This window comes from Brevundimonas vesicularis, from assembly GCF_032067225.1.
In the GTDB taxonomy this organism is placed as follows: Bacteria; Pseudomonadota; Alphaproteobacteria; order Caulobacterales; family Caulobacteraceae; genus Brevundimonas; species Brevundimonas vesicularis_F.
The window spans coordinates 1-24,110 of sequence record NZ_DAMBJX010000009.1 but is presented as its reverse complement, the minus strand read 5'-3'; the positions used below and the strand labels follow the sequence as shown (position 1 = coordinate 24,110).

Sequence of the window (24,110 nt, the reverse complement as noted above, 5' to 3'; positions counted from 1 at the left end):
TTCAGCCCCGGTCCAGCGCCCGCCAGCCGATGTCGGAGCGGTTGAAGCCGCCCGGCCAGTCGATCTTACGGATGGCGGCATAGGCACGTTCACGGGCCTGGGCGATGTCGTCGCCCTCGGCGCAGACGTTCAGGACGCGCCCGCCCGAAGCGGCCAGCAAGCCGTCGTCGCGGCGCTTGGTCCCCGCATGGAAGACCTGGACATGAGGGCCGAAGTCCTGATCGGCGCCGCGGATGATCGAACCTTCCAGCGGGCTGTCGGGATAGCCCTTGGCGGCCATGACCACGCAGATCACCGTCTGAGGCTTGAAGGCGGGCGAAGCCAGGCCCGAGACGTCGCCGCGCGCGCAGCCCAGCAGATAGGGAACGATGTCGCCCGCCATCCGCATCATCAGCACCTGGCATTCCGGGTCGCCAAAGCGAGCGTTGAACTCGACCACCTTGGGGCCGTCCTCGGTCGCCATCAGGCCGGCGTAGAGGACGCCGCGATAGGGCGCGCCCTCTTCGGCCATCTTGCGGATCGTCGGCTGGACGATCAGCGCGTCGGCCTGCTGCACCAGCTCGGGCGTGAAGACGGGCGCGGGCGAATAGGCGCCCATGCCGCCGGTGTTGGGACCAAGGTCGCCGTCGAAGGCGCGCTTGTGGTCCTGGGCGCCGCCGAACAGCAGGGCGCGTTGACCGTCGCACAGGGCGAACAGCGAGCCTTCCTCGCCGTCCATGAACTCCTCGATCACGACGCGGGCGCCGGCCGCACCGAATCGGCCGCCCAGCATCCGTTCGATTTCGGCCTCGGCGTCGGGGCGGTCGGGGCTGATGGCCACGCCCTTGCCGGCGGCCAGGCCATCGGCCTTGATGACATAGGGCGGCCGGAACACGTCCAGCGCCGCCTTGGCGTCCTTGACCGTGTCATAGACGCCGTAGCCGGCGGTGGGGATTTCGTGCCGTTCAAGGAAGCCCTTCGAAAAGGCCTTCGAGGTTTCCAGCTGCGCCGCCTTGGCGGTCGGCCCGAAGCAGGGAATGCCGGCCGAAGCCAGACGGTCGGCGAGACCAGCGGCCAGCGCTACCTCTGGCCCCACAACGACCAGGTCGGCCTTGATCTCTCTGGCCAGGGCGGCCAGGCCTTCGGCGTCGTCCGCCTTGACGACGCGCAACTCGCACAGCTTCTCGATGCCAGGGTTGCCAGGTGCGGCGACCAGGCGCGTGACCAGCGGCGACTGGGCGATCTTCCAGGCCAGGGCGTGTTCGCGGCCGCCCGATCCGACGAGAAGAATGTTCATGAGATCGGGCAATGACCGGCCGGCGCCGGCCGGTCAAGCACCCGTCAGACTTAACGCCGCATTCAGCCTCCAATCAGCGCGCTGGCGGGGTCCAGGCCGGCAGGGCCTGAAGCTGGCCGGGCGTCAGATCGGTGACCAGATCCCGGTCGCCGTTGCGGTCGATCGGAGACACGTCCGCGACCGGAACCAACACCTTCATGTCGCCAGGTCCCTCCAGTTCGACGACCAGATGGGTCAGGGCGCCCGAGGCGTCCAGCACCAGGGTTTCCACGTCGCCCAGATCCACGTTGGCGCGCGAATACAGATCCGCGTCTTCCAGCTGATCGCGGGTCATGTTGAAGGCCAAGGCGGCGTTCGAGGCGGCGGCATCCGCCTGTTGATCCGGCAAGGCCACGGGCGCTGCGCCCGGCGCAGGGGCCTGGACCACATCGTCGTCGCGATCCGAGCAGGCGACGACGCCGCCGGTCAGGCAAAGAATGGCGGCGAGCGGGACGAAGCGGTTCATACGGCCTCCTTGGGCATTAGAGCAGGGCCGAGACGACATAGACGCCCAGGCCCAGCAGAATGATGCAGCCGATGATCAGCCACGGGCTCATGGCCCCGCCGCCCCCGGCGCGGCGCGACAGATCGCGCTCGTGCGGGTCACGGTCAGAAGGATCGGTTCCGGGCGGGTCGGCGGCCATGAAAGTCGAACGGTAGGGCGCGCGCAGCGTTCCCGGGCGGATCGACGCAGGCTAGGATGTCTTCATGAGCGACGACTCCTACGTATTTGAAGGCCCGGCCGAGGTCCCTGCCCCGCGCGACAACAATCCGCCCCTGTCGATCTCGGAACTGTCGTTCGCGCTGAAGCGCACGCTGGAAGACCGGTTCGGCCACGTGCGGCTGCGCGGCGAGGTCTCCAAGGTCAACCGCCACGCCTCGGGCCACATCTATCTGACGCTGAAGGACGACAAGTCGGCTATCGACGGCGTCGTGTGGAAGGGGTCGGTGCGCGGCCTGGGCGTTCAGCCCGAAGCGGGGCTGGAGGTCATCGTCACCGGCAAGATCACCTCCTATCCGGCGCGGTCCTCCTATCAGATCGTGATCGAGAGCATGGAGGCGGCCGGGGTGGGCGCCCTGCTGGCCCAGTTGGAACGGCTGAAGGTCCGGCTGCGTGAGGAAGGGCTGTTCGAGCCGGGGCGCAAGACGCCCCTGCCCGCTTTTCCCGCGACCATCGGCGTGATCACCAGCCCGACCGGCGCGGTGATCCGCGACGTGCTGCACCGGATCGCCGAACGCTGGCCCTGTCGCGTCATCGTCTGGCCCGTGGTCGTTCAGGGCGAGTCGGCTTGCGGTCAGGTGTCGAACGCCATTCGCGGCTTTGATGCGATGACGCCAGACGGCGCGATCCCCCGCCCCGACCTGCTGATCGTCGCGCGCGGCGGCGGGTCGGTCGAGGACCTGTGGTGCTTCAACGACGAAGGCCTGGCGCGGACCGTGGCGGCGGCGCGCATTCCGATCATCTCGGCCGTGGGGCACGAGACCGACACCACCCTGATCGACTTCGTGTCGGATCGCCGGGCGCCGACCCCGACGGGCGCGGCCGAAATGGCGACGCCGGTGTTGGCGGACCTGCGCTACGCCGTCGCCGACATGGACCGGCGTATGGTGCAGGCGGGCGGGCGGCTGATTGAGGATCGACGTACGCGCCTGCGGGCGGTGGCGCGCGGCCTGCCGGCGCGACCGGAGGACCTGCTGGCCCTGGCGCAGCAGCGGCTGGACCATGTTTCGAGCCGCCTCGGTTCGGGGCTGCAACGCAACGTCGCCCTGCACGAGCGGCATCTGGCGGTGACGGGCGGCAAGCTGAGCCCGGCCCTGCTGCGCACGCGGATCGAGCGGGGGCAGGATCGGCTGCGCGGCGCGGGCGACCGGCTGGGCGCGGCGCTTCAGGCCGGCGTGGCGCGCGGCGAGCGGCGGCTGTTGCAGGTCTCTGGGCGGCTGTCGCCCGAACCGCTGCATCGACGGCTGGATCAGCGTCAGGCGCGGCTTGAAGCCGTCGGCGCGCGATTGGACGGGGTCATACCCCGTCGGCTGGAGAGGGACGCCGATCGCCTGGCGGCGCTGTCGCGCGCGTTGACGACCCTGGACCCCGGACGGCCCAAGCCCGGCTTCGCCCGCGTGGAAGATTCAGACGGCGCCTGGATCACCTCGGCCAAGGCGCTGGAGCCGGGTCAGGCGGTCCGGCTGGTGTTCGGCGACGGCGTTCAGCCCGCGACAATCGACGGCGGCGAACCCCGTCCGTTCCCGCCGCGTCCGGCGGCCAAGCCGAGGCCGTCCGCCGCCGATCAGGGCAGCCTGTTCTGACGGCGGCGGATATGATCCGCGTTTTCCGCTTCGCCCCGGCGCCGCTTCCTGCTAACGGCGCCGCATGAAGATCACGCGCCTCGCCGTCACCGCCTATGTGTTCGCCCTCCTGATCATCGTCCTGGATCAGCTGACCAAGGCCTGGATCATCAGCGGCCTGTCGCTGCAGGAAGTCGGCCGCATCCCCGTTTTCCCGCCGATCCTCAACTTCAGCTGGGTCGAGAACACCGGCGTCAGCTTCGGCCTGTTCGGCGGTGGCGAAGCGCGCTGGGGCCTGGCCATCTTCTCCATCGTCGTCTCGGCCGGCCTGGCCTGGTGGGCGACGCAGTCGAACCGCCGCCTGCTGATCACCGCCATCGGCTTCGTGATGGGCGGGGCGTTGGGCAATGTGATCGACCGGATCCGCTTCGGCTATGTGGTCGACTTCATCGACTTCTCGGGCACGGGCGTGTTTCCTTGGGTGTTCAACATCGCCGACAGCGCCATCACCATCGGCGTCGTGCTGCTGATCATCGACAGTCTGGTGTCTGACAAACCCGTGAAAGCCTGACGGCTTTCGACGCTTTCGAGCCTGATTCACGGCCTTGGCGGGATCGCCCCCTCGACCGATCAGGCTCCGAGGTTGGCGCGGCCCCCGAAAAGTCGTAATCACCCCGTCTTCACTATGCCGACTGCGCCATCGCGGCGCTTCCTGCATCAGCCGACCAGAGCCTGAAACCATGCGTATCCGCAGTGTCGCCGTCCTGACCCTCGTCGCCTCCTCCGCGCTCGCCGTCTCGGCCTGCGGAAGCATCAAACAGGGCATCGGCCTGACCAAGGTGGTGCCCGACGAGTTCGTCACCGTCTCGACCGCCCCGCTCAGCGTTCCGCCGGAATACGGCCTGCGTCCGCCCGCGCCGGGCCAGCCGCGCCCGCAGGAACTGGCCCCCGAAAGCGCCGCGCGTCAGATTCTTCTGGGTCAGCGTCAGGCCGTCACCCGCACGCCGGGCGAACAGGTCCTGGTGGCTCAGGCCGGCGGCGAACAGGCCGACCCCCTGGCCCGCTATGTCGTCGATGACGAGTTCGGCGATCTGGCGCACAAGGACGAAAGCTTCGCCAACCGCCTGATGTTCTGGCGCAAGGACGACGCCTCGACCCAGGCCCCGACAGTCCGCCAGACCGCGGAAGGCCAGAAGACCATCGACGCCTCGACCGAGGCCGCCCGCCTTCAGGCTCTGACCGGCGGCCAGCAGGCCATCACGATCCAGCCGCGTCGCAGCAGCGGATTCAAACTGCCGGGCCTGTAAAGACCGATACGACGGGCGCTTGCCACGGCAGCGTCCGTCTTTATTGTAAACGGACCTGATCAGGAGCCGTTTGCATGACCGAAACCGTCGATATCGCCGCCCTGTCCGGGATCGACCAACTGCGTCTGGGCATGACGGGCGGCTTCATCGAGCCCATCGCCCGCACCGTCGGCTTCGAACTGACCGAAGTGGAAGAAGGCCGGGTGGTGTTCGAGGCTATCCCCACCACCGCCGTCTATAATCCACTGGGCACCGTCCATGGCGGCTGGATCGCGACGGTGCTCGACTCGGCCTGCGGCTGCGTCGTGCATTCCACGCTTCGTCCGGGTCAGACCTATGCGACGCTGGAACTGAAGACCGTCTTTCACAAGGCGCTGACCGCCGGCACGCCGGTTCGGGCCGAGGGGCGGATCGTTCAGGCCGGTCGCCGCGCGGCCTTCTCGGAGGCCGATCTGCGCGGCCTGGACGGCAGGCTCTATGCGACCGCGACCTCGACCTGCCTGATGATGGAGCGCTGAGGCCAGCAAGCGTTTGCCGCGCCTCGCTTTAGCCGCTATCAGCGGCGAGCGTTGATGATCGGCCGCCGATCGTCGTGCGCCCTCTCTCGCTGTCGGAAAAATAAGCTGATGCGTCGCGTGTTCACCGCCCTGGCCGCCCTCTCCATCGCGGCCTCCGTCCTGCCCGTCGCCGCCGAGGCCCAGACCTCCCAACGCCAACGCGAGCGTAGCGGGCAACAGCAGCAGGCCTCGGGTGAAGACGCCGCGCCGTCGCGTGCACCGCGCATCGCGCCACTGCGTCGCCGCGCCAACGCCGGCCCGTGCCCCTATGTGAAGATCCTTTACGACGCCGCCCGCTACGTCGAACTGGAAGGCGGCCGTGCCGCCGTGGCCAATGTCGGCTACACCGGCGAGATCGAAGGCATCTCTTCGGATTGCGAATATCGTGAAGCCGATCCGATTCGCGTCGACATGGACGTGCTGTTCAACCTGGGCCGGGGCCCGCAGGCGACGGGCGAGCAGCGCACCTACCGCTACTGGATCGCGGTGACCGAGCGGAACAACGCCATCCTGTCGAAGGAATATTTCGACCTGCCGGTGAACTTCGAAGGCCAGCGCACCGCCTCGGTCACTGAAAAGCGCACCATCGTCATTCCGCGCGCCGGCATCGACACTAGCGGCAGCAACTTCGAAATCCTGGTCGGTTTCGACGTGACGCCGGAAATGGCCGAGTTCAACCGCTCGGGCAGCCGCTTCCGCGTCAACGCCGGCACGACGCCCGCCGCGCCCTCGCCTGCCTCCGCACCGAGCCAATAATGTCTGATCTGAAGACCGTCCTCAGCGAAGCGGTCGCCGCCGCCTTCGCCGCCGAAGGCGTGGAGCCGGCCCTGGCCCGCGTCACCCCGTCGGACCGCCCCGACCTGGCCGATTTCCAGTCCAATGGCGCGCTCGCCGCCGCCAAGGCGCTGAAAGCCAATCCACGCGATCTGGCCGGCAGGATCGCCGAGCGCCTGAGCGCGGATGCCCGCTTCGCCTCGGTGGAGGTCGCGGGACCGGGCTTCATCAATCTGAAGCTCTCCGACGCGCTGCTGGCCGAACGCGCGACCGAGGTGGCGAACGACGCCGCCCACGCGGGCGCCGCGACCGTGGCCGAACCGCGCCAGGTAGTCATCGACTACGGCGGTCCCAACGTCGCCAAGCCGATGCACGTCGGCCATTTGCGCAGCGCCATCATCGGCGAGAGCCTGAAGCGGTTGTTCCGCTTCCGCGGCGACCACGTCACCGGCGACGCCCACTTTGGCGACTGGGGCTTCCAGATGGGCCTGCTGATCGTCGCCTGCGGCGACGAGGGCCTGGCCGCGGCCTTCATGGCCGAAGGCGACGGCCCCTTCCCGGCCGAAAGCCCGGTCACCCTGGCTGACCTGGACCGCCTGTATCCGCAGGCCGCCGGCAAGGCCAAGGAGGATCCGGCCTTCCGCGACCGCGCCCGCAAGGCGACGGCGGAACTTCAGAACGGCCGTCCCGGCTACCGCGCGCTCTGGCAGCATTTCGTGGCGGTCAGCCGCGAGGCGCTGAAGCGCGAATACGGCGACCTGTCGGTCGATTTCGACCTGTGGAACGGCGAAAGCGACGCCGATCCGCAGATGCCGGAAATGCTGGCGCATCTGAAAGAGACCGGCCTGCTGGTCGAGGACGACGGCGCCCAGGTGGTCCACGTCGCCAAGCCCGGCGAGACGCGCAAGAAGAAGCTGGCCGACGGCTCGGTGATCGAGGCCCCGTCCCCCCCGCCCCTGCTGGTCATCAGCTCGGAAGGCTCGGCCATGTACGGCACGACCGACCTGGCCACGATCCTGGACCGCAAGAAGGCCCTGTCGCCCGATCTCGCCCTCTATGTCGTCGACGAACGCCAGGCCGAGCATTTCGAACAGGTCTTCCGCGCCGCCTATCTGGCCGGTTACGCCGCAGAGGGCGCTCTGGAGCATCTCGGCTTCGGCACGATGAACGGACAGGACGGCAAACCCTTCAAGACCCGCGCGGGGGGGGTGTTGAAGCTACGCGACCTGATCGATCAGGCGACCGAAAAGGCGCGCGAGCGTCTTCACGAGGCCAAGCTGGGCGACGACCTTTCGCCGGAAGAGTTCGAGGCCATCGCGCACAAGGTGGCCATAGCGGCCCTGAAGTTCGCCGACCTGTCGAACGCGCGCACGACCAGCTACGTCTTCGATCTCGACCGCTTCATGAGCTTCGAAGGCAAGACCGGGCCGTATCTTCTGTATCAGTCGGTCCGCATCAAATCCCTGCTGCGCAAGGGCGCCGAACAGGGACTGACGCCCGGCGCCATCGTCATCGCCGAACCGGCGGAGCGCGATCTGGCCCTGACGCTTGACGCCTTCTCGACGGCCGTGTCGGACGCCTACGACAAGCGGATGCCGCATCTGGTCGCCGAACACGCCTATCGCGTGGCCCAGTCCTTCTCGAAGTTCTACGCCGCTTGCCCCGTGCTGATCGCGCCGGACGAGGCGACCAAGCGCTCGCGCCTGGCCCTGTCCGCTGCCGCTCTGCGCCAGCTTGAAATCGCGCTGAACCTGCTGGGCATCGACACGCCGGAGCGGATGTAGGGTATAGACGGGGCGACATCCTCCCGGAGATCGCCCATGTCGCTCGACGCCTATATCGCCGGCCTGCCCAAGGCCGAACTGCACCTGCATATTGAGGGCTCGCTGGAGCCCGAGCTGATGTTCGAACTGGCGCAGCGCAACGGCGTGTCCATTCCCTACGACAGCGTCGAGGCGGTGCGGGCGGCCTATGATTTCTCGAACCTGCAGGACTTCCTGGACATCTACTATGCGGGGGCCGCCGTCCTGCTGACGCGGCAGGATTTCGAGGATCTGGCCTTCGCCTATTTCCAGCGCGCGGCGGCGGATAATGTGCGCCACGCCGAAATCTTCTTCGATCCCCAGACCCATACCGACCGAGGCGTGCCCTTCGGCGTGGTGGTCGAGGGGCTGATCGCAGGCATGGACCGGGCCAAGGCGGAGCTGGGCGTGTCCAGCGGCCTGATCCTCAGCTTCCTACGCCACCTAACCGAGGAGGAAGCGTTCGCGACGCTGGAGGCGGCCAAACCCTATCTGCACCATTTCATCGGCGTGGGGCTGGATTCGTCGGAGGTCGGCCATCCGCCGTCCAAGTTCCAGCGGGTCTTCGCTGCGGCGCGTGAGCTGGGCCTGAAGTTGTGCGCCCACGCCGGCGAGGAGGGCCCGCCCGCCTATGTGCACGAGGCGCTGGACCTGCTGAACATCGACCGGATGGACCACGGCAATCGCTCGATGGAGGACGAGGCTCTGATCCAGCGGCTGGCCGCCGAGCAGATGACCCTGACCGTCTGCCCTCTGTCGAACCTGAAACTGTGCGTGGTGGATGACCTGAAGGACCATCCCGTCCCCGAGATGCTGCGGCGGGGCCTGCACGTCACCCTGAACTCGGACGACCCGTCCTATTTTGGGGGATATGTGAACGACAACTACAGCCGGTTGGCCGAGGCCGTCGGCCTGACACGCGATCAGGTGACGCAGCTGGCGAAAAACAGCTTCAAAGGGTCGTTCCTGGGCGAGGCGGAGAAGGCGGCCTACCTGGCTGAGGTTGATGCTTACGCGGCGAGGCACTGACGCCTTTCGACTCGACGTTGTTCCTGTTACGTTCCGGCGATGGAGCGGACAGGATCACCGGTGGAAGACAGCGCGAACCTCCGCTGGCTGTTCGTCGATCTGAACGCCTTCTTCGCCAGCGTCGAACAGCAGATGAACTCGGACTGGCGGGGCAAGCCGGTCATCGTGCGGCCGGCGATGAGCGAATACACCGGCGCCATCGCCGCCAGCTATGAGAGCAAGGCCTGGGGCGTTCACACCGGGATGCGGGTGTCCGAGGCGCGCAAACTGTGCCCCGGTCTTATCGTCGCCGAGGCGCGCCCCGATCTGTACGTCAAAATCCACCAGCAGATCATGGCCGAGATCGACCGCCATGTGCCGGTATGGAAGGTCGGCTCGATCGACGAATGTTCCTGCGAGTTGCTGGGTCCAGAACGGTTGGAGGCGAACGCCGTCGCCCTGGCCCGCCGGATTCAGGCGGGCATCCTGCAAAACGTCGGCGACTGTCTGCGGTCGTCCGTCGGGCTGGCGCCGTCGCGGTTCCTGGCCAAGACCGCCTGCGGGATGAAGAAGCCGGCCGGCCTGACGGTGCTGCGGGCCAACGAACTGCCCGGCCCCCTGCTGGACCTGCCGCTGTCGAAATATCCGGGCATCGGCTCGCGCATGCGGGTCCGGTTGCAGGCGGCGGGGGTCACCGACACGGCCGGCCTTTGGAACATGAGCGCGAAACAGGCCCGGGCGGTCTGGAACAGCATCGAGGGCGAACGCATCTGGCGCGGCCTGCATGGTCTGGACAGCGAGCCGACGCCGGAAAAACCGCCCGCCTCCATCAGCCACAGCCACGTCCTGGCCCAGGCCATGCGGACCCCGGACAAGGCGCGGGCCGTGGCGCGGCGGCTGGTGGTCAAGTGCGGAGCGCGTCTGCGGCGCATGGGCCTGACCGGCGCCAGCCTGACCCTGCATCTGGACATGGGGCCGAAGGCGACGCCTCGAAGCGGTCGTCGCGGTTGGGAAACGGCGGCGATGAGTCGCCCCATCGCGCCGACGCAGGACACCTTCGCCCTTCTGGCTGCCCTCGACAGTCTGTGGCGCAAGGTCGAGCCGGAGTTGGAGGCGGGACGCCTGAGCTATGTCGGGGTCGGGGTGCACGGCCTGAAATCCCGCGACGCCTTCGAGACCGACCTGTTCGCCGCCGGCCCGGATCAGGACGGCGAGGCCCCGTCTCTTCGCCTGTCCCAGGCGCTGGATGCGCTGAACCGCCGCTACGGCAAGGACACCGTCAGCATCGGCCCGAAGGCCGGCCTGCCCGACTATATCGGCGCCAAGATCGCCTTCACCCGCATCCCCGAGGCCGAGGACTTCTGGGAGTAGATGCTTTCGTCATTCCGGGCGAAGCGCAGCGAAGACCCGGAACCCAGCGGCGCGCGAAAGCGCGAACCTGTCGCGCACACGGTCTCGGTGCTTCGTTCGACAGATGGATCGCCTTCGGCGCCGCTGGGTCCCCCGGTCTCGCTACGCTCGCCGGAGGATGACGAAGGATAAGGGGATCAGGCGAGCAGCGCGGCTGCCTTGACCTCCGCCACGCCCAAGGCCCTGAAACTTTCTTGGGCCGCCGCCTCGGTTTGCGACGCGATGGCCCGGCTGGCGTCGGAGATCACCACGGCTTCGAACCCTTCGCGAACCGCGTCCTCGGCGGTGAAGCGGACGCAGTAGTCGAAGGCCAGACCGCAGAGGAAAACGCGCGTCACGCCGAGTTCACGCAACAGGCCGGACAGCCCCGTCGGGGTGCGGTGATCGTTCTCGAAAAAGCCGGAATAGCTGTCGACCGCCGGATTATAGCCCTTGCGGATCACGGCCATGGCCTTCTCGACCGTCGGCGCTGCATCGGGATGAAAGTCGGCGCCAGGCGTGCCCTGAAGACAATGATCCGGCCAAAGCATCTGGCGACCATAGGCGACCTCGATCTCGGTGAAGGGCGCTGCACCGGGGTGGTTGGAGGCGAAAGAAATCTGGTCCGGCGTATGCCAGTCCTGGGTCACGATCACCCGGTCGAACCGAGCCGCCAGCCGGTTGATCAGCGGCATGATCCCCGCGCCGCCGGCCACCGCCAGACGGCCGCCTTCACAGAAGTCGTTCTGCGGATCGATGACCAGAAGGGCGTCGCTCATCAGACGCCTGCGTAGGCGTCGATCTCGTTGGCCGAGCCGAGCGCGACGGGGATGCGCTGGTGCAGATGCTCGGGCTGCACGTCCAGAATGGCCTGGCGTCCGTCCGTCGTCGCCTTGCCGCCGGCTTGTTCGACCAGGAAGGCCATCGGATTGCCTTCGTACATCAGGCGCAGCTTGCCCGGCTTGTTCGGCTCGCGCCGGTCCCAGGGATAGAGGAAGACCCCGCCGCGCATCAGGATACGGTGAACATCCGCGACCATGGCCGCGACCCAGCGCATATTGAAGTTCTTGGCCCGAGGCCCCTCTTCGCCCTTCAGCAGGTCGCCGACATAGGTCTGCACCGGCTCGGCCCAGTGGCGCAGGTTCGACATGTTGATGGCGAACTCCTTGGTGTCCGGCGAAATGGCGATGTCGTCGTGGGTCAGGATCCAGTCGCCGTCGTTCGACAGCGTGAACCCCTTCACGCCCGCGCCGGTCGTCAGCACCAGCATGGTTTGCGGTCCATAGACGGCGTAGAGGGCGGCGACCTGATTGCGGCCGGGCTGCATGAAATCAGTCTCGGTCGGCGTCGCCGTCGCGGACTTCAGCACCGAGACGATGGTGCCGACGGGCGCATTGATGTCGATGTTGGACGAGCCGTCCAACGGGTCGAACAGCACCAGATAGTCGCCGGCCGGATTGGAGGCCGGCTGGACCTCGTCCATCTCTTCCGACGCGACGCCGGCGACGGCCGGGCTGGCCAGCAGGGCCTCGGTCAGCATGTCGTTGGTCATGACGTCGAGCTTCTTCTGCTCCTCGTCCTGCACGTTGATCTGTCCCGATGCGCCCAGCGCCCCGGCCAGCGCCCCGCCCGCAACGACCTTGCTGATGTCCGCGCAGGTGGCGGCGACCACGGTCAGAACCGTCTTCAGCCCCTCGGGCGCATCCAGGGCGGCGATATGGGCGTCAAGGCGTGTGCGGGTCATGCAGTCGGTCCGGTTCTGGGCGTTGCGCCGTTTTGGCGGGGGACAGGCCCCAGGGCAAGGCGGCAGGGCGAGGCGCCAACGAAAACGCCCCGGCGAAAGCCGGGGCGCTTCCTTATCTTTCGGCGTCTCGTTGGATCAGATCGGCAGGATCGCCGTACCGAACGCCCGTTTCAGCTCGTGAGCGGCGAAGGTCTGGGCCGCCGCCGCATCCGGCACGACCGTCGCCATGCCGAAGAACTCGTGCGTCGAACCGTGGAAGGTCTTGTGACGCACGTCGACGCCAGCCTGCTCCAGCTTCTCGGCCAGCAGTTCGCCCTCGGTGCGCAGCGGATCGATCTCGGCGCAGATCACCGTCGTCGAGGGCAGGCCCGACAGATTCGCCTTCTCGACGATATTGATGCGCGGGTCCTGAGCATCAGCCTCGTTGGCGAAGATGTGTTTCACGAACCACTTCATCATCGGCTTGTTCAGCGGCTTGGCGTCGGCATTCTCGACGTAGGACTCATTGTCCATGTCCACGCCGGCGACGGGATAGACCAGCACCTGATGTTTGGGCGCGGCCAAGCCGGCGTCGCGCGCCATCATCGACACGCCGATGGCCAGGTTGCCGCCTGCGCTTTCGCCCATGACCGCCACCTTCTGCGGGTCGCCGCGGAAGGTCTGCGCATTCTCCAGCACCCAGCGATAAGCGGCCAGGGCGTCGTCGTGCGCGGCGGGGAAATGGTGTTCCGGGGCCTGGCGATAATGGACCGAGACCACGATCACATCGGCCATCTTGGACACGCCGCGCGGGCCGCCGTCATAGACGTCCAGATCCGCGATCACGAAGCCGCCGCCGTGGAAATAGACGACGACCGGGTGCAGCTTGTCTTCGGAATGGTCGTGAGGCTTGTAGATGCGCGCCTGGATCGGGCCGGCGGCGCCGGGAATAGTGATGTCGCTGGTCTTGACGCCCATGTCGTCGCTGGGGTCCTTGCCGTCCTTGCGCAACAACGATTTTACCGCATCGGTCGGCGTCGGTTGCTGGCGGGCCTCCTCTGGCGACAGGGTCTCGATGGGCTTGCCGCCGAGAGACGCGAGTTCGTCCAGCACCTTCTGCATCGGGCCATCGGCCTTGGCGGGCGTGTCGCGCGGCTTGTCGTCGCCGCCGAACAGCTTGTCTATAATGGACATTTTCGCATTCCTGAGTTTGGTTTCGGGGTTCGGAACGACAACCCGCCGCACGCAACCTTGTTCCCGGCCCGCTTGACTTGGCGCTTGAGTCGATGCCTTAGGTCGCACGCTCTCGCGGGAGAGATCGGGCGCTGGAAACAGGGTTCGACGCCGAAGGCGCAACCGCCCCGGAAACGCTCAGGCAAACGGACCGCGAAGCATACGGACGCTGGAAAGTCGCCCATTCGGGCGCGCCGACGGAGCAAGGCGACATGATTTGGTCGCCGGAATCTCTCAGGCTTCAGGACAGCGGGGGCGCGAGGACGGCGGAGCTCCGCCACAACACGCGACCGTGAAAGCCTGAACCATGACCGACCAGACCCTGAAGACCACGCCTTTGAACGCCGCGCACCGCGCGCTGGGCGCCCGTATGGTGGGCTTCGGCGGCTATGACATGCCGGTCCAGTACGAAGGCGTTCTGGCCGAGCACCGCTGGACGCGGGAACACGCCGGTCTGTTCGACGTCTCACACATGGGCCAGTGCAAGATCACCGGCGAGGATGCGATCGCCCAGTTCGAGCGGTTCGTGCCCGGCGACTACGCGATCCTGAAGGCCGGCAAGCAGAAGTATTCGCTGCTGCTGAACAAGGACGGCGGCGTCATCGACGACCTGATGGCCGGACGGCCGGATCACGACGGCCTCTTCGTCGTCGTCAACGCCGGCAATAAGGACGAGGACTTCGCCTTCTGGGAAGCCAATCTGGAAGGCGACGCCAAGCTGACGGTGCTGGACCGCGCGCTGATCGCCATCCAGGGACCGGAAGCCGCCGAGGTCATGGCCGCGCACGAGCCGATCCTGGCCGAAATGGGCTTCATGGAATGCGCGCGCCTGATGCTGTTCGGCGCTGATTGCTATGTGTCGCGCTCGGGCTACACCGGCGAGGACGGCTATGAGATTTCGGTCCCCGCGGACCAAGCCGAGCGCATCTGGAACACCATTCTGGAAGACGCCCGCGTCAAGCCGATCGGCCTGGGCGCCCGCGACAGCTTGCGTCTGGAAGCCGGCCTGCCGCTGCACGGCCACGACATCGACCCGACCACCTCGCCGGTCGGAGGCGCCCTGACCTTCGCCCTGTCCAAGTCACGCAAGGAACGCGGGGACTTCGCCGGCGCCGACCGGGTCCTCAAGGAACTGTCCGACGGACCCTCTCGCGTTCGCGTTGGTCTGATCGTCAAGGAAGGCGCGCCGGCCCGTGGAGGCGCCGAGATCGCCGACGCCGACGGCGCCGTGATCGGCAAGGTCACCTCGGGCGGCCCCTCCCCCACCTTGGGCAAGAACATCGCCATGGGCTATGTCCCGCCGGCCCATGCCGCCCTGGGCACGGCGCTGAAGGTCATCGTGCGCGGCAAGACCGCCGCCGCCGAAGTCGTCGCCATGCCCTTCGTGGCCCAACGCTATTACCGCAAACCCAAAGCCTGAGAGATCAGACCATGAAGTTCACCAAGGATCACGAGTGGGTCAGCCTGGACGGCGACATCGCCATCGTCGGCATCTCCAAACACGCCGCCGACGCCCTGGGCGACGTGGTGTTCGTCGAAGTGCCTGAAGTCGGCAAGACCGTCTCCAAGGGCGACAGCTTCGCCGTGGTCGAAAGCGTCAAGGCGGCGTCGGACGTCTACGCCCCCGTCTCGGGCGAGGTGGTCGAGGCCAACGACGCCCTGTCGACCGCCCCGGAAACCGTCAACTCGGGCGCCGAGGCCGACGGCTGGTTCGCCAAGATCAAGGTTTCGGACGCCTCGCAGCTGGACGCCCTGATGGACCAGTCCGCCTACGACGATTTCCTGAAAACCCTCTAACTTTAAACTCCGTCACCCTCGGGCTTGACCCGAGGGCCGGACGATCAACCACTCGTGCGAAGCCTTTGACGCATGAGCCGCACAACATCTGGTCCTCGGGTCAAGCCCGAGGATGACGGATGCAAGGAACCGGATATGCGTTACCTCCCCCTGACGCCCGACGACCGCACGGCGATGCTCGCCGCCATCGGCGCGAAATCCATCGATGATCTGTTCGTGGACGTGCCCCAGGCCGCCCGCCTGGACGGCCCCGTCGATCTGCCGCGCGTCGCAGGCGAGTTAGAGGTCGAGCGCGCCCTGTCCGCCATGGCGGCCAAGAACGCCACCGCCGGCGCCGTGCCCTTCTTCTGCGGCGCAGGGGCCTACAAGCACCACGTCCCGGCGACGGTGGACCACGTGATCCAGCGCTCGGAGTTCCTGACCAGCTACACCCCCTACCAGCCGGAAATCGCGCAGGGCACGCTGCAGTACCTGTACGAGTTCCAGACTCAGGTCGCGAACCTGACCGGCATGCCGGTCGCCAACGCCAGCCTCTATGACGGATCGACCGCCATGGCCGAGGGCGTGCTGATGGCTACCCGCGTGACCCGCCGCAACAAGGCGGTGATCTCGGGCGGCGTGCACCCGCACTACATCAAGGCGACCGAGACCGTGGTTCACGCCGTCGGCGTCGAAACCCTGGCCCTGCCCGCCGCCGTGGACGCCGAGGCCGCCGTGATCGACCAGATCGGTCCCGACACCGCCTGCGTCGTCGTCCAGACCCCCAACGTCTTCGGCACGGCCACCGACGTGACCAAGATCGCCGAGGCCGCCCACGCCGCCGGCGCCCTGCTGATCGTCGTGGTCACCGAGGCCGTGTCGATGGGCCTGTTGAAGTCGCCCGGCGAAATGGGCGCCGACATCGTCGCGGCCGAGGGCCAGTCGATCGGCAACGCCCTGAACTTCGGCGGTCCCTATGTCGGCCTGTTCGCCACGCGCGAGAAGCTGATCCGCCAGATGCCCGGCCGCCTGACCGGCGAAACCGTGGACGCCGACGGCGAACGCGGCTTCGTCCTGACCCTGTCCACGCGCGAGCAGCACATCCGCCGAGACAAGGCGACCTCGAACATCTGCACCAACTCGGGCCTGTGCACCCTGGCCTTCACCATCCACATGAGCCTGCTCGGCGAGACGGGCCTGCGCAAACTGGCCCTGCTGAACCACGAAAAGGCCGTCGCCACGCGCGACGCCCTGGCCGCCATTCCGGGCGTCGAAGTCCTGACCGACCGTTTCTTCAATGAGTTCGCGGTGCGCCTGCCCAAGAACGCGGCCGAGGTCGTGGATCAGCTGGCCGCCCATCACGTCCTGGCCGGCGTGCCCTACAGCCGCCTGGCCCCCGACGCCGGCATGGACGACGTTCTGCTGGTCGCCGCGACCGAGACGACCCTGGATGCCGACATCCAGATCCTCGCCAAGTCGCTCTCCAAAGTCCTCGGCGCGTAAGGGATATTGACCATGAGCACCATGAACACCGTCGGCCGCCCGACCGCCCCAAACCAGGTCCAGACCAAGCCCGCCACCCTGACCGGCGGCCGCGGCCTGTTGCAGAACGAAGCCCTGATCTTCGAGGGCGACGGCTGGGGCAAGACCGGCGTCGACCTGCCGGAACCCAAGACGGACGGCTCCGACCTGGGTGACCTCGTCCGCAAGGATCCGATCGGCCTGCCCGGCCTGTCCGAGCCGGAAACCATGCGCCACTATGTGCGCCTGAGCCAGAAGAACCACGCCATCGACCTGGCCATCTATCCGCTGGGATCGTGCACGATGAAGCACAACCCGCGCCTGAACGAGAAGATGGCCCGCCTGCCCGGCTTCTCCGATATCCACCCGCTTCAGCCGATCTCGACGGTTCAGGGCGCGCTCGAGCTGATGGACACCCTGGCCCACTGGCTGAAGACCCTGACCGGCATGCCCGCTGTCGCCCTGTCGCCCAAGGCCGGCGCGCACGGCGAATTGTGCGGTCTGATGGCGATCCGCGCCGCCCACGAGGCCTCGGGCCAGCATGAGAAGCGCCGCAAGGTTCTGGTTCCCACCAGCGCCCACGGCACCAACCCCGCCACTGCCGCCTTCGTCGGCTATTCGGTGGTCGAAGTGGCCCAGACCGAGGACGGCCGCGTGGATGTCGCTGACTTGGCGTCCAAGCTGGGTGACGACGTCGCCGCCATCATGGTGACCAACCCTAACACCTGCGGCCTGTTCGAGCGCGATATCCTGGAGATCAGCCGCCTGACGCATGAGGCCGGCGCCTATTTCTACTGCGACGGCGCCAACTTCAACGCCATCGTCGGCCGGGTTCGTCCGGGCGACCTGGGCGTCGATGCGATGCACATCAACCTGCACAAGACCTTCTCGACGCCCCACGGCGGCGGCGGTCCGGGCGCGGGTCCGGTGGTCCTCTCCGAAGCCCTGGCGCCGTTCGCCCCCGCCCCCTGGGTCGTGCATGACGACGGCGGCTATCGCCTGATCGAGCGCGAGGAGGACGAGGCCGAGCAAGCGTTCGGCCGTCTGTGCGCCTTCCAGGGCCAGATGGGCATGTACACCCGCGCCCTGTCCTACATGATGTCGCACGGCGCCGACGGCCTGCGTCAGGTCGCCGAGGACGCCGTCCTGAACGCCAACTACATCAAGGTCCGGCTCGGTGATTTGATGTCGGCCGCCTTCCCCGACGGCCCCTGCATGCACGAGGCCCTGTTCGACGACGAATGGCTGAAGGGCACGGACATCACCACGCTCGACTTCGCCAAGGCGATGATCGACGAGGGCTTCCACCCGATGACCATGTATTTCCCTCTGGTCGTCCACGGCGCCATGCTGATCGAGCCCACTGAGACCGAGTCCAAGGCCGAGCTGGATCGCTTTATCGAGGCGATGCGCGCCTTGGCCGGGGCCGCCAAGGCCGGCGACGTTGATCGCTTCAAGGGCGCGCCCTTCCACGCGCCGCTGAAACGTCTGGACGAAACCCGCGCCGCCCGTTCGCCGGTTCTGCGCTGGACCGCGCCGGAAGGCTCCAACAAGGCGGCCTGATCTCGAAGTCGCCCCTTCCTGCGGGAAGGGGCTGACGCGGGGCTGATCCATCGCTAGGTCATGGCCATGACCTGGACGACGAACGACATCCCCGACCTTTCCGGCCGACTGGCCATCGTCACCGGCGCGACCGGCGGGCTGGGGCTGGAGACCGCCCTGGTGCTGGCCGGCAAGGGCGCCGAGGTCGTGCTGGCGGCCCGCAATCCCGCCAAGGGGGCCGAGGCCGAACGGCTGATCCGGTCTCGTCATCCGGATGCGGCCGTGCGGTTCGAACTGCTGGACCTCGCCAGCCTGGCCTCCGTCCAGGCCTTCGCCGAGCGCCCTCTGGCGACGGGACGCCCCATCGACATCCTGATCGACAATGCGGGCGTCATGGCCCTGCCGACGCGCCAGACGACCGTCGATGGATTCGAGATGCAGTTCGGGACCAACTACCTGTCCCACTTCGCCCTGGTCGGCCGCCTGCTGCCGTTGCTGATTGGGGCAAAGGCCCGCTTGGTCCAGCTGTCCAGCGTCGCCCACCGCAGCGGCCATATCCGCCTGGACGACCTGAACTATCAAAGCCACTACAGCCCGTGGCCGGTCTATCAGCAATCCAAGCTGGCCATGCTGATGTTCGCCCTGGAGCTTCAGCGCCGCAGCGACGCTCACGGCTGGGGCCTGACCAGCGTGGCGGCCCATCCCGGCTTCGCCCGCACCGACCTGATCGCCAACGGCCATGCCGGCAAGCCCGGCCTGTTCGCGCGCGGCGCGCGGCTGCTGGAGGCCGTGCTCAGCCATTCGGCCGCCGACGGCGCCCTGCCGATCCTGATGGCCGCGACCCTGCCGGACCCGACGCCGGGCGGCTATTACGGCCCCACCGGGTTTCAGGAGATGAAGGGCCGGCCAGGCGTCGCGGTGATCAAGCGCCAGGCCAGGGACGTCGATGTGGCCAAGCGTCTGTGGTCGGAATCAGAGCGTCTGACGGGCGTGGTCTACGGCTGACGGCGCGGGGCGTGTCCGTCGCGCCACGGCGAGCAGAGATCGTCTCTTCATGACCAAAGCTTCACCCGCCGGACATCCATCCGCCATGGACGCATGGCGTTAAGGGGTCTTGTGGCAAGGTCGTCACGGTCGCCTTTTCCTTTCCCGACGAGGGATCGCGCGTCCGTGGCTACCGTTGTCATGACGATCCTCCTCCCCATCTGGCGTATTCGTGACCTCACTCCCCGTTCCCTTCGTCCGCTCAGACAAACCGCGCGCCTCGACGCTGCGGGTCGTCAAGCGCTGGGCGCTGATGATCGGCGGTCTGTTCGTCGTGCTGCTGGGCATTCTGATCGCCCCCCTGCCCGGGCCCGGCGGCATTCCCGTCATCGCCGTCGGCCTGATGCTGATCCTGAAAAGCTCGTTCTGGGCCAAGCGACAGTTCATTCGCGCCCAATATGCGCGGCCGAAATGGGTCTATCCCTTCCGTCGCCTGATGCGGAAGAAGCCCGAGTTCGCACCGGTCTTCTGGCAACAGGCGCTGCGGGCCGAAAAGATCGTGACCAAGCGGTCCAGCCGTCGCCTCTCGCGCGGCCGCAAGAGCGTTCGGCGCTATTTCCGCAAGCTTTTCCGCTAGTCACCGCCTGATTTCGCGGTTGCGTTGCTGCAACCGCTAACCACAGGATCGTGAACACCGCTCTCTCAAGTCAGGCGTATTCTGTCTGCGCGTTATCAGAGAACCACTTAGGCGTTGGGAGGCGCTAAGGTCATGATGTCACGCGTACAAAAAGGTCTGATCGCCGGCGTTGCGGCGACCGTGGCCGTCTCACTGCTCGAAATACCCAATATGTTCCTGAACTGGTTTGATCCCTTCCAGGGGGTCATCGCCAGCATGATCGGAATGCCCGGCAATCTGGCGGTCGGCTGGGTGGTCCATGTCATCAGCGGCGTCTTCATCCTGGGGCCGCTGTTCGCCGTCCTGTGTCCCCGCCTGCCGACGGACACGCCCGAGACCAAGGGCATCGTCTTCGCCGTCGGCGCATGGATCCTGATGATGGCCGCCATCGTGATGTTCGGCAACTACCGCACCTTCACGGCCGGCGCGGGCTTCGGCACCTTCGCCTGGCTGCTGATCACCCATGCGGTCTTCGGCATTGTGCTGGGCAACGTCTATGCCCGGCTGGTGGCGCGCGACAAGCGGATGGGCGCGACCATCATCGGCGGCGCACACGCCCACTGATCACGACTTGATCGCCCAAGAAAAAGGCCCCCGACGGCGACGTCGGGGGCCTTGTTTCATTCAGGATCAACCCTGATTAGTTCAGGCGATCGCCGATCTGGGCGATGGCGCTGTCGAGCAGCGGATCCTTGGCGCCGCTGGCGAGGCGCGCGGCCAGAACCTGTTCCGCCGACTTGGCGGCCAGATCGGCGGCGGCGGCCTTCACCTCGGCCGAGGCCTGGGCTTCGGCTTGGGCGATGCGGGTTTCGGCCATCTTCTGGCGACGGGCCAGCGTCTCTTCCAGCTTGGCCTTGGTCTCGACTTCCAGACGACGGGCGTCGGCTTCGGCCTGAGCCATCATCTCGGCGGCTTGGGCTTCAGCCTCGGCCTTCTCCTTGCGGATCTGGGCCAGCAGGGCTTCGGCCTCGGCGCGCAGGCGAGCGGCCTCGTCCAGATCGGCCTGGATCTTGACGGCCTTGGCGTCCAGCGCCTTGCCGGCCATCTTGGGCACGCCGGCGGCGATCAGGATGCCGAAGAAGATGATCAGGCCGATGCCGACCCAGATCTCCGCATTGGCGAAGCTCCAGATGCCGTGTTCGAAGATCAGGTTCATCAGGCGGCTCCCTTGACGGCGGCCAGCTCGGCGGCGGTCGCGGCCTTGCCGGTCAGACGTTCGACCATGGCGGCGGTCGTGTCGGAGGCGATGGTGGAGACATTCGCCATGGCGGCGTCGCGCGTCTGGCCGATCGAGGCTTCCGCCTCGGCGATGCGGGCGTTGACCACGGCTTCTTCGGCGGCCTGACGGGCGTTGGCTTCTTCGGTCACGCGCGCCTTGGCGGCGGCGGCCGTGGCGCGGGCGTCAGCGCGAGCCTTGGCGACTTCCGCCTGAGCTTGGGCGGCCTGGTCGGCGGCTTCAGCCTGAACCTGACGCGCGGTCGCAACGGCGGTGGAAATGGTGTCGGCCCGTTCGTCCATCACCTTGCGAAGGCGGGGCGCAAAGACCTTGGAAACCAGAACATACAGGATGACGAACAGGATCAGCAGATAGCCGATCTGGCCCGCCCAGTGCTCGAACTGGAATTGCGGCAGGCCGCCCGAGCCGTGCTCGGCGGGGGTCGCCGTCTCGGCGTGCAGGTCCGCTTCGACCGAAGGCGGGACCGCGTCGATGGTGTGGGTGCTGGCCATGAACCGTCTACTGCAGGATCAGATGAAGCGGCGCGCGGGCGAACCCCGCGCGCCGTGATCGACTGAAATCAGCCGAAGATCATCAGGATGCCGAGCACGAAGGCCAGGATGCCCAGGGCTTCGGCCAGAGCGGCGCCGACGAACAGGTTGCCGACTTGGCCGGCGGCGGCCGACGGGTTGCGCAGGGCGCCGGCAAGGAAGTTGCCGAAGATGTTGCCCACGCCCAGGGCCGAACCGATCATGCCCAGGGTGGCGAGACCAGCGCCGATGTACTTCGCGGCTTCAGCGTCCATGATTGTATTCCTAGATTAAAGTCGTTGGTGGTTGGGGTGAAGAGACTGGTCCGGCCCTTTAGTGGGCGTGGTCCAGGTTGACCACATCGTTCAGATAGATGCAGGCCAGAACGGCGAAGACGAAGGCCTGGAGGAAGGCCACCAGGAACTCCAGAGCGGTCAGGGCGACGACCATGCCCAGCGACAGGGCCGCGACCGGGAAGGCCAGCAGACCGATGCCGCCGCCCAGGCCCAGAAGGCCCAGCGAAACGACGAAGCCGGCGAAGATCTTCAGCGCGACGTGACCGCCCAGCATGTTGCCGAACAGACGCAGCGCCAGGGTGACCGGGCGAAGCAGGAAGGACACGAACTCGATCAGGCCGACCACCGGGCGCAGCGCCAGCGGCGCGCCCATCGGCCAGAACAGCTTGAAGAAGCCCAGACCGTTCTTGGCGAAGCCGACGACCAGCACCAGACCGAAGGTGATCAGGGCGAAGGTGGCGGTGATGGCCAGCTGCGAGGTCGCCGTGAAGGTCAGGAACAGACCCAGGATGTTCATGCCCAGGATCAGGATGAACAGGGTGAAGATGAACGGGAAATACTTGCGGCCTTCGTGACCGATGATGGAATCGGCCAGATTGTCGATCAGGCCGAACAGGCCCTCGCCGGCGGCTTGCAGCCGGCCGGGCACGACCTGGGCGTTCGCGGTTACGGCGGCCAGGAAGCCGACGATCAGCACGAAGGCGACCGTCATGGCGATGTGCGAGTTGGTGATCGCCAGATCGACCGTCCCCAGCACAGGCAGGGTGACGTCGCCAAGGTCGACGACCTTCTGAATCGCAAACTGATGAATCGGATCGGCCATGAAGCCCTATCGTTCCCCGTCTTCGTCGGCCTCGACGTAGGGTTCGGCCGGAGCCGTCGTCCCTTGCGCCTTGGCCTGCGCCATCAGCCGGTTGGCTGTGCGACGCGCCATGTAAATCGACAAGGCGAAGCCCAGAAGGACCCCGCCGATCAAACCCCACGGACGGGTCCCGAGGGCCCAGTCTGCGATCGCTCCGAACGCCAGCCCCACGAAGACGCCGCCGAGAAGCTCGGCGATGATCTTGTAGGCCTGACCCGACACCTGATGGCCGGTCAGTTCGGCGGATTTCTCCGCCGTGGTCCGCGCCTCCAATGCGGATGCGCTGTCTTGGAGGCGTTTGATCGCCTCTTCGCGCGATTCCGACATGGGGGATAGGACCTGTGCGTTCGGCGTCCAGACGGTGCGTCCGGACGGGTCTGAATTCGGCGCGGAAACTAATCGTGAGCGGCCTACAGGTCAAGGCGTCGTGATCATGCGCTAACATATTGTAGAATATCGACTTTCCATTCACGCCCGCCCGCCGTGACGATGCGCCGCTGCTGCGGGCGACAGAATCCGTCGCATCCGCCCTTCGGCTCCGATGGCGGTCAGCGCCGCAAACGACTAGGTTCGCCGCCATGAATGCGCATGTTCCCGTCCCCAATGCTCCGCTTCGCCCCATCGCGGTGAGGTTGGCCACCCCGCGGGGCTTTTGCGCCGGGGTCGATCGCGCGATCCAGATCGTCGAGCGCGCGATCGAAAAATTCGGCGCTCCCGTCTATGTACGCCACGAGATCGTCCACAACAAACATGTGGTCGAGCGGCTGAAGGCCATGGGCGCGGTCTTCGTCAAGGAACTGGACGAATGCCCTGACGACCGGCCGGTCGTCTTCTCGGCCCACGGGGTGCCCAAGTCCGTGCCGGCGACGGCGCGGGCGCGCGAACTGGTCTTCCTGGACGCGACCTGCCCCCTGGTGTCCAAGGTCCACGTCGAGGCCGAACGTCACCATGCGGCCGGCCGGCACATCATCCTGATCGGCCACGCAGGCCACCCCGAGGTCGTCGGCACCCTGGGCCAGTTGCCGCCCGGCGCCATCACCCTGGTCGAGACCGAAACCGACGCCGAATCGTTCGAACGCCCCGGCGACGCCCCCCTCGCCTACGCCACTCAGACCACCCTGTCCGTGGACGACACGGCGGGCATCCTGAAGGTGCTGAAGCGCCGCTTCCCCGAACTGCCCGATCCGCACAAGGAAGACATCTGCTACGCCACGACCAATCGCCAGGACGCCGTCAAGGCGCTGGGCGAGGGCTGCGACCTCGTGCTGGTCGTCGGATCCAAGAACTCGTCCAATTCGGTGCGTCTGGTCGAGGTC

General features: G+C 67.0%; 27 protein-coding genes and 1 riboswitch. Of the genes, 16 read left to right on the top strand and 11 right to left on the bottom strand.

What is annotated here, in order from left to right; all coding sequences use genetic code 11:
• Position 1: 1 nt before the first annotated feature.
• The 3 genes from purD to RT123_RS03665 all read right to left on the bottom strand — a co-directional run bounded on the left by purD (position 2) and on the right by RT123_RS03665 (position 1,959).
• Positions 2–1,276 (bottom strand): phosphoribosylamine--glycine ligase, encoded by a 1,275-nt coding sequence (gene purD, locus RT123_RS03675; protein ID WP_313007923.1) that lies wholly within the window; start codon positions 1,274–1,276, stop codon positions 2–4.
• 73 nt (positions 1,277–1,349) lie between these two features.
• Positions 1,350–1,781: a PRC-barrel domain-containing protein gene (locus tag RT123_RS03670; protein WP_066628494.1), complete on the bottom strand. Its 432-nt coding sequence runs from the start codon at positions 1,779–1,781 to the stop codon at positions 1,350–1,352.
• A gap of 16 nt (positions 1,782–1,797) precedes the next feature.
• Positions 1,798–1,959, bottom strand: coding sequence for a hypothetical protein (locus RT123_RS03665; protein WP_165115848.1), 162 nt, complete (start codon positions 1,957–1,959; stop codon positions 1,798–1,800).
• Between the two features lie 64 nt (positions 1,960–2,023).
• On the opposite strand from RT123_RS03665, the gene xseA reads away from it, so the two are divergent.
• The 8 genes from xseA to RT123_RS03625 all read left to right on the top strand — a co-directional run bounded on the left by xseA (position 2,024) and on the right by RT123_RS03625 (position 10,417).
• On the top strand, positions 2,024–3,619 hold the full coding sequence (gene xseA / locus RT123_RS03660) for an exodeoxyribonuclease VII large subunit (RefSeq protein ID WP_313007920.1): 1,596 nt from the start codon (positions 2,024–2,026) through the stop codon (positions 3,617–3,619).
• Positions 3,620–3,683: 64 nt separating this feature from the next.
• Positions 3,684–4,169: a signal peptidase II gene (gene lspA, locus RT123_RS03655; RefSeq protein WP_174085717.1), complete on the top strand. Its 486-nt coding sequence runs from the start codon at positions 3,684–3,686 to the stop codon at positions 4,167–4,169.
• Between the two features lie 169 nt (positions 4,170–4,338).
• A complete protein-coding gene (locus tag RT123_RS03650) occupies positions 4,339–4,905 on the top strand; it encodes a DUF3035 domain-containing protein (RefSeq protein ID WP_184278773.1) in 567 nt (188 codons plus the stop codon).
• 74 nt (positions 4,906–4,979) lie between these two features.
• Positions 4,980–5,423 carry a PaaI family thioesterase gene (locus tag RT123_RS03645; protein ID WP_313007916.1) on the top strand — a complete coding sequence of 148 codons (444 nt, stop codon included), beginning with the start codon at positions 4,980–4,982 and terminating at the stop codon, positions 5,421–5,423.
• Between the two features lie 108 nt (positions 5,424–5,531).
• On the top strand, positions 5,532–6,218 hold the full coding sequence (locus RT123_RS03640) for a Tat pathway signal sequence domain protein (protein WP_313007914.1): 687 nt from the start codon (positions 5,532–5,534) through the stop codon (positions 6,216–6,218).
• The gene (gene argS / locus RT123_RS03635) at positions 6,218–8,020 is read left to right on the top strand and encodes an arginine--tRNA ligase (RefSeq protein ID WP_313007912.1); all 1,803 of its coding nucleotides are present in this window, start codon (positions 6,218–6,220) and stop codon (positions 8,018–8,020) included. Before RT123_RS03640 ends, argS begins: the two co-directional genes overlap by 1 nt.
• A gap of 36 nt (positions 8,021–8,056) precedes the next feature.
• Entirely contained in the window at positions 8,057–9,067 is a 1,011-nt protein-coding gene (locus RT123_RS03630) for an adenosine deaminase (protein ID WP_313007910.1), read from the top strand.
• Between the two features lie 60 nt (positions 9,068–9,127).
• Complete coding sequence (locus tag RT123_RS03625; RefSeq protein WP_313007909.1) at positions 9,128–10,417, top strand: type VI secretion protein ImpB; 1,290 nt, start codon at positions 9,128–9,130, stop codon at positions 10,415–10,417.
• Between the two features lie 176 nt (positions 10,418–10,593).
• On the opposite strand, the gene pncA is transcribed toward RT123_RS03625, so the two are convergent.
• The 3 genes from pncA to RT123_RS03610 form a co-directional block, all read right to left on the bottom strand.
• The gene (gene pncA / locus RT123_RS03620; RefSeq protein WP_313007907.1) at positions 10,594–11,214 is read right to left on the bottom strand and encodes a bifunctional nicotinamidase/pyrazinamidase; all 621 of its coding nucleotides are present in this window, start codon (positions 11,212–11,214) and stop codon (positions 10,594–10,596) included.
• Complete coding sequence (locus RT123_RS03615) at positions 11,214–12,179, bottom strand: class 1 fructose-bisphosphatase (protein ID WP_313007906.1); 966 nt, start codon at positions 12,177–12,179, stop codon at positions 11,214–11,216. Before RT123_RS03615 ends, pncA begins: the two co-directional genes overlap by 1 nt.
• Positions 12,180–12,314: 135 nt before the next feature.
• Positions 12,315–13,352, bottom strand: coding sequence for an alpha/beta hydrolase (locus RT123_RS03610; RefSeq protein WP_313007905.1), 1,038 nt, complete (start codon positions 13,350–13,352; stop codon positions 12,315–12,317).
• A 105-nt stretch (positions 13,353–13,457) separates the two neighbouring features.
• Positions 13,458–13,555, top strand: a riboswitch (glycine riboswitch).
• A 143-nt stretch (positions 13,556–13,698) separates the two neighbouring features.
• Here RT123_RS03610 and gcvT point away from each other — a divergent pair.
• The 7 genes from gcvT (at position 13,699) to RT123_RS03575 (ending at position 20,454) form a co-directional block, all read left to right on the top strand.
• Positions 13,699–14,811 carry a glycine cleavage system aminomethyltransferase GcvT gene (gene gcvT / locus RT123_RS03605; RefSeq protein WP_313007903.1) on the top strand — a complete coding sequence of 371 codons (1,113 nt, stop codon included), beginning with the start codon at positions 13,699–13,701 and terminating at the stop codon, positions 14,809–14,811.
• Between the two features lie 11 nt (positions 14,812–14,822).
• Positions 14,823–15,188 (top strand): glycine cleavage system protein GcvH, encoded by a 366-nt coding sequence (gene gcvH / locus RT123_RS03600; protein ID WP_313007902.1) that lies wholly within the window; start codon positions 14,823–14,825, stop codon positions 15,186–15,188.
• Positions 15,189–15,323: 135 nt separating this feature from the next.
• Positions 15,324–16,670 carry an aminomethyl-transferring glycine dehydrogenase subunit GcvPA gene (gene gcvPA / locus RT123_RS03595; RefSeq protein WP_295245494.1) on the top strand — a complete coding sequence of 449 codons (1,347 nt, stop codon included), beginning with the start codon at positions 15,324–15,326 and terminating at the stop codon, positions 16,668–16,670.
• Between the two features lie 12 nt (positions 16,671–16,682).
• Positions 16,683–18,251 carry an aminomethyl-transferring glycine dehydrogenase subunit GcvPB gene (gene gcvPB, locus RT123_RS03590; protein WP_409514886.1) on the top strand — a complete coding sequence of 523 codons (1,569 nt, stop codon included), beginning with the start codon at positions 16,683–16,685 and terminating at the stop codon, positions 18,249–18,251.
• Between the two features lie 66 nt (positions 18,252–18,317).
• Positions 18,318–19,235, top strand: coding sequence for an SDR family oxidoreductase (locus tag RT123_RS03585; RefSeq protein WP_194943528.1), 918 nt, complete (start codon positions 18,318–18,320; stop codon positions 19,233–19,235).
• Between the two features lie 211 nt (positions 19,236–19,446).
• Positions 19,447–19,851: a PGPGW domain-containing protein gene (locus RT123_RS03580; protein WP_017505302.1), complete on the top strand. Its 405-nt coding sequence runs from the start codon at positions 19,447–19,449 to the stop codon at positions 19,849–19,851.
• Positions 19,852–19,983: 132 nt separating this feature from the next.
• Positions 19,984–20,454 carry a DUF6789 family protein gene (locus tag RT123_RS03575; RefSeq protein ID WP_055753275.1) on the top strand — a complete coding sequence of 157 codons (471 nt, stop codon included), beginning with the start codon at positions 19,984–19,986 and terminating at the stop codon, positions 20,452–20,454.
• Positions 20,455–20,530: 76 nt separating this feature from the next.
• Here RT123_RS03575 and RT123_RS03570 read toward each other — a convergent pair whose 3' ends face one another.
• The 5 genes from RT123_RS03570 to RT123_RS03550 all read right to left on the bottom strand — a co-directional run bounded on the left by RT123_RS03570 (position 20,531) and on the right by RT123_RS03550 (position 23,121).
• Entirely contained in the window at positions 20,531–21,046 is a 516-nt protein-coding gene (locus tag RT123_RS03570; protein ID WP_017505300.1) for a F0F1 ATP synthase subunit B, read from the bottom strand.
• Complete coding sequence (locus tag RT123_RS03565; protein WP_313007900.1) at positions 21,046–21,618, bottom strand: hypothetical protein; 573 nt, start codon at positions 21,616–21,618, stop codon at positions 21,046–21,048. Before RT123_RS03565 ends, RT123_RS03570 begins: the two co-directional genes overlap by 1 nt.
• 68 nt (positions 21,619–21,686) lie before the next feature.
• Positions 21,687–21,911 (bottom strand): F0F1 ATP synthase subunit C, encoded by a 225-nt coding sequence (locus tag RT123_RS03560; RefSeq protein WP_017505298.1) that lies wholly within the window; start codon positions 21,909–21,911, stop codon positions 21,687–21,689.
• 58 nt (positions 21,912–21,969) lie between these two features.
• On the bottom strand, positions 21,970–22,755 hold the full coding sequence (locus RT123_RS03555) for a F0F1 ATP synthase subunit A (RefSeq protein ID WP_017505297.1): 786 nt from the start codon (positions 22,753–22,755) through the stop codon (positions 21,970–21,972).
• Between the two features lie 6 nt (positions 22,756–22,761).
• Complete coding sequence (locus tag RT123_RS03550) at positions 22,762–23,121, bottom strand: AtpZ/AtpI family protein (RefSeq protein WP_017505296.1); 360 nt, start codon at positions 23,119–23,121, stop codon at positions 22,762–22,764.
• 251 nt (positions 23,122–23,372) lie between these two features.
• On the opposite strand from RT123_RS03550, the gene ispH reads away from it, so the two are divergent.
• Positions 23,373–24,110: 4-hydroxy-3-methylbut-2-enyl diphosphate reductase (gene ispH, locus RT123_RS03545; protein WP_313007897.1), on the top strand; the 738-nt coding region annotated here is incomplete at its 3' end.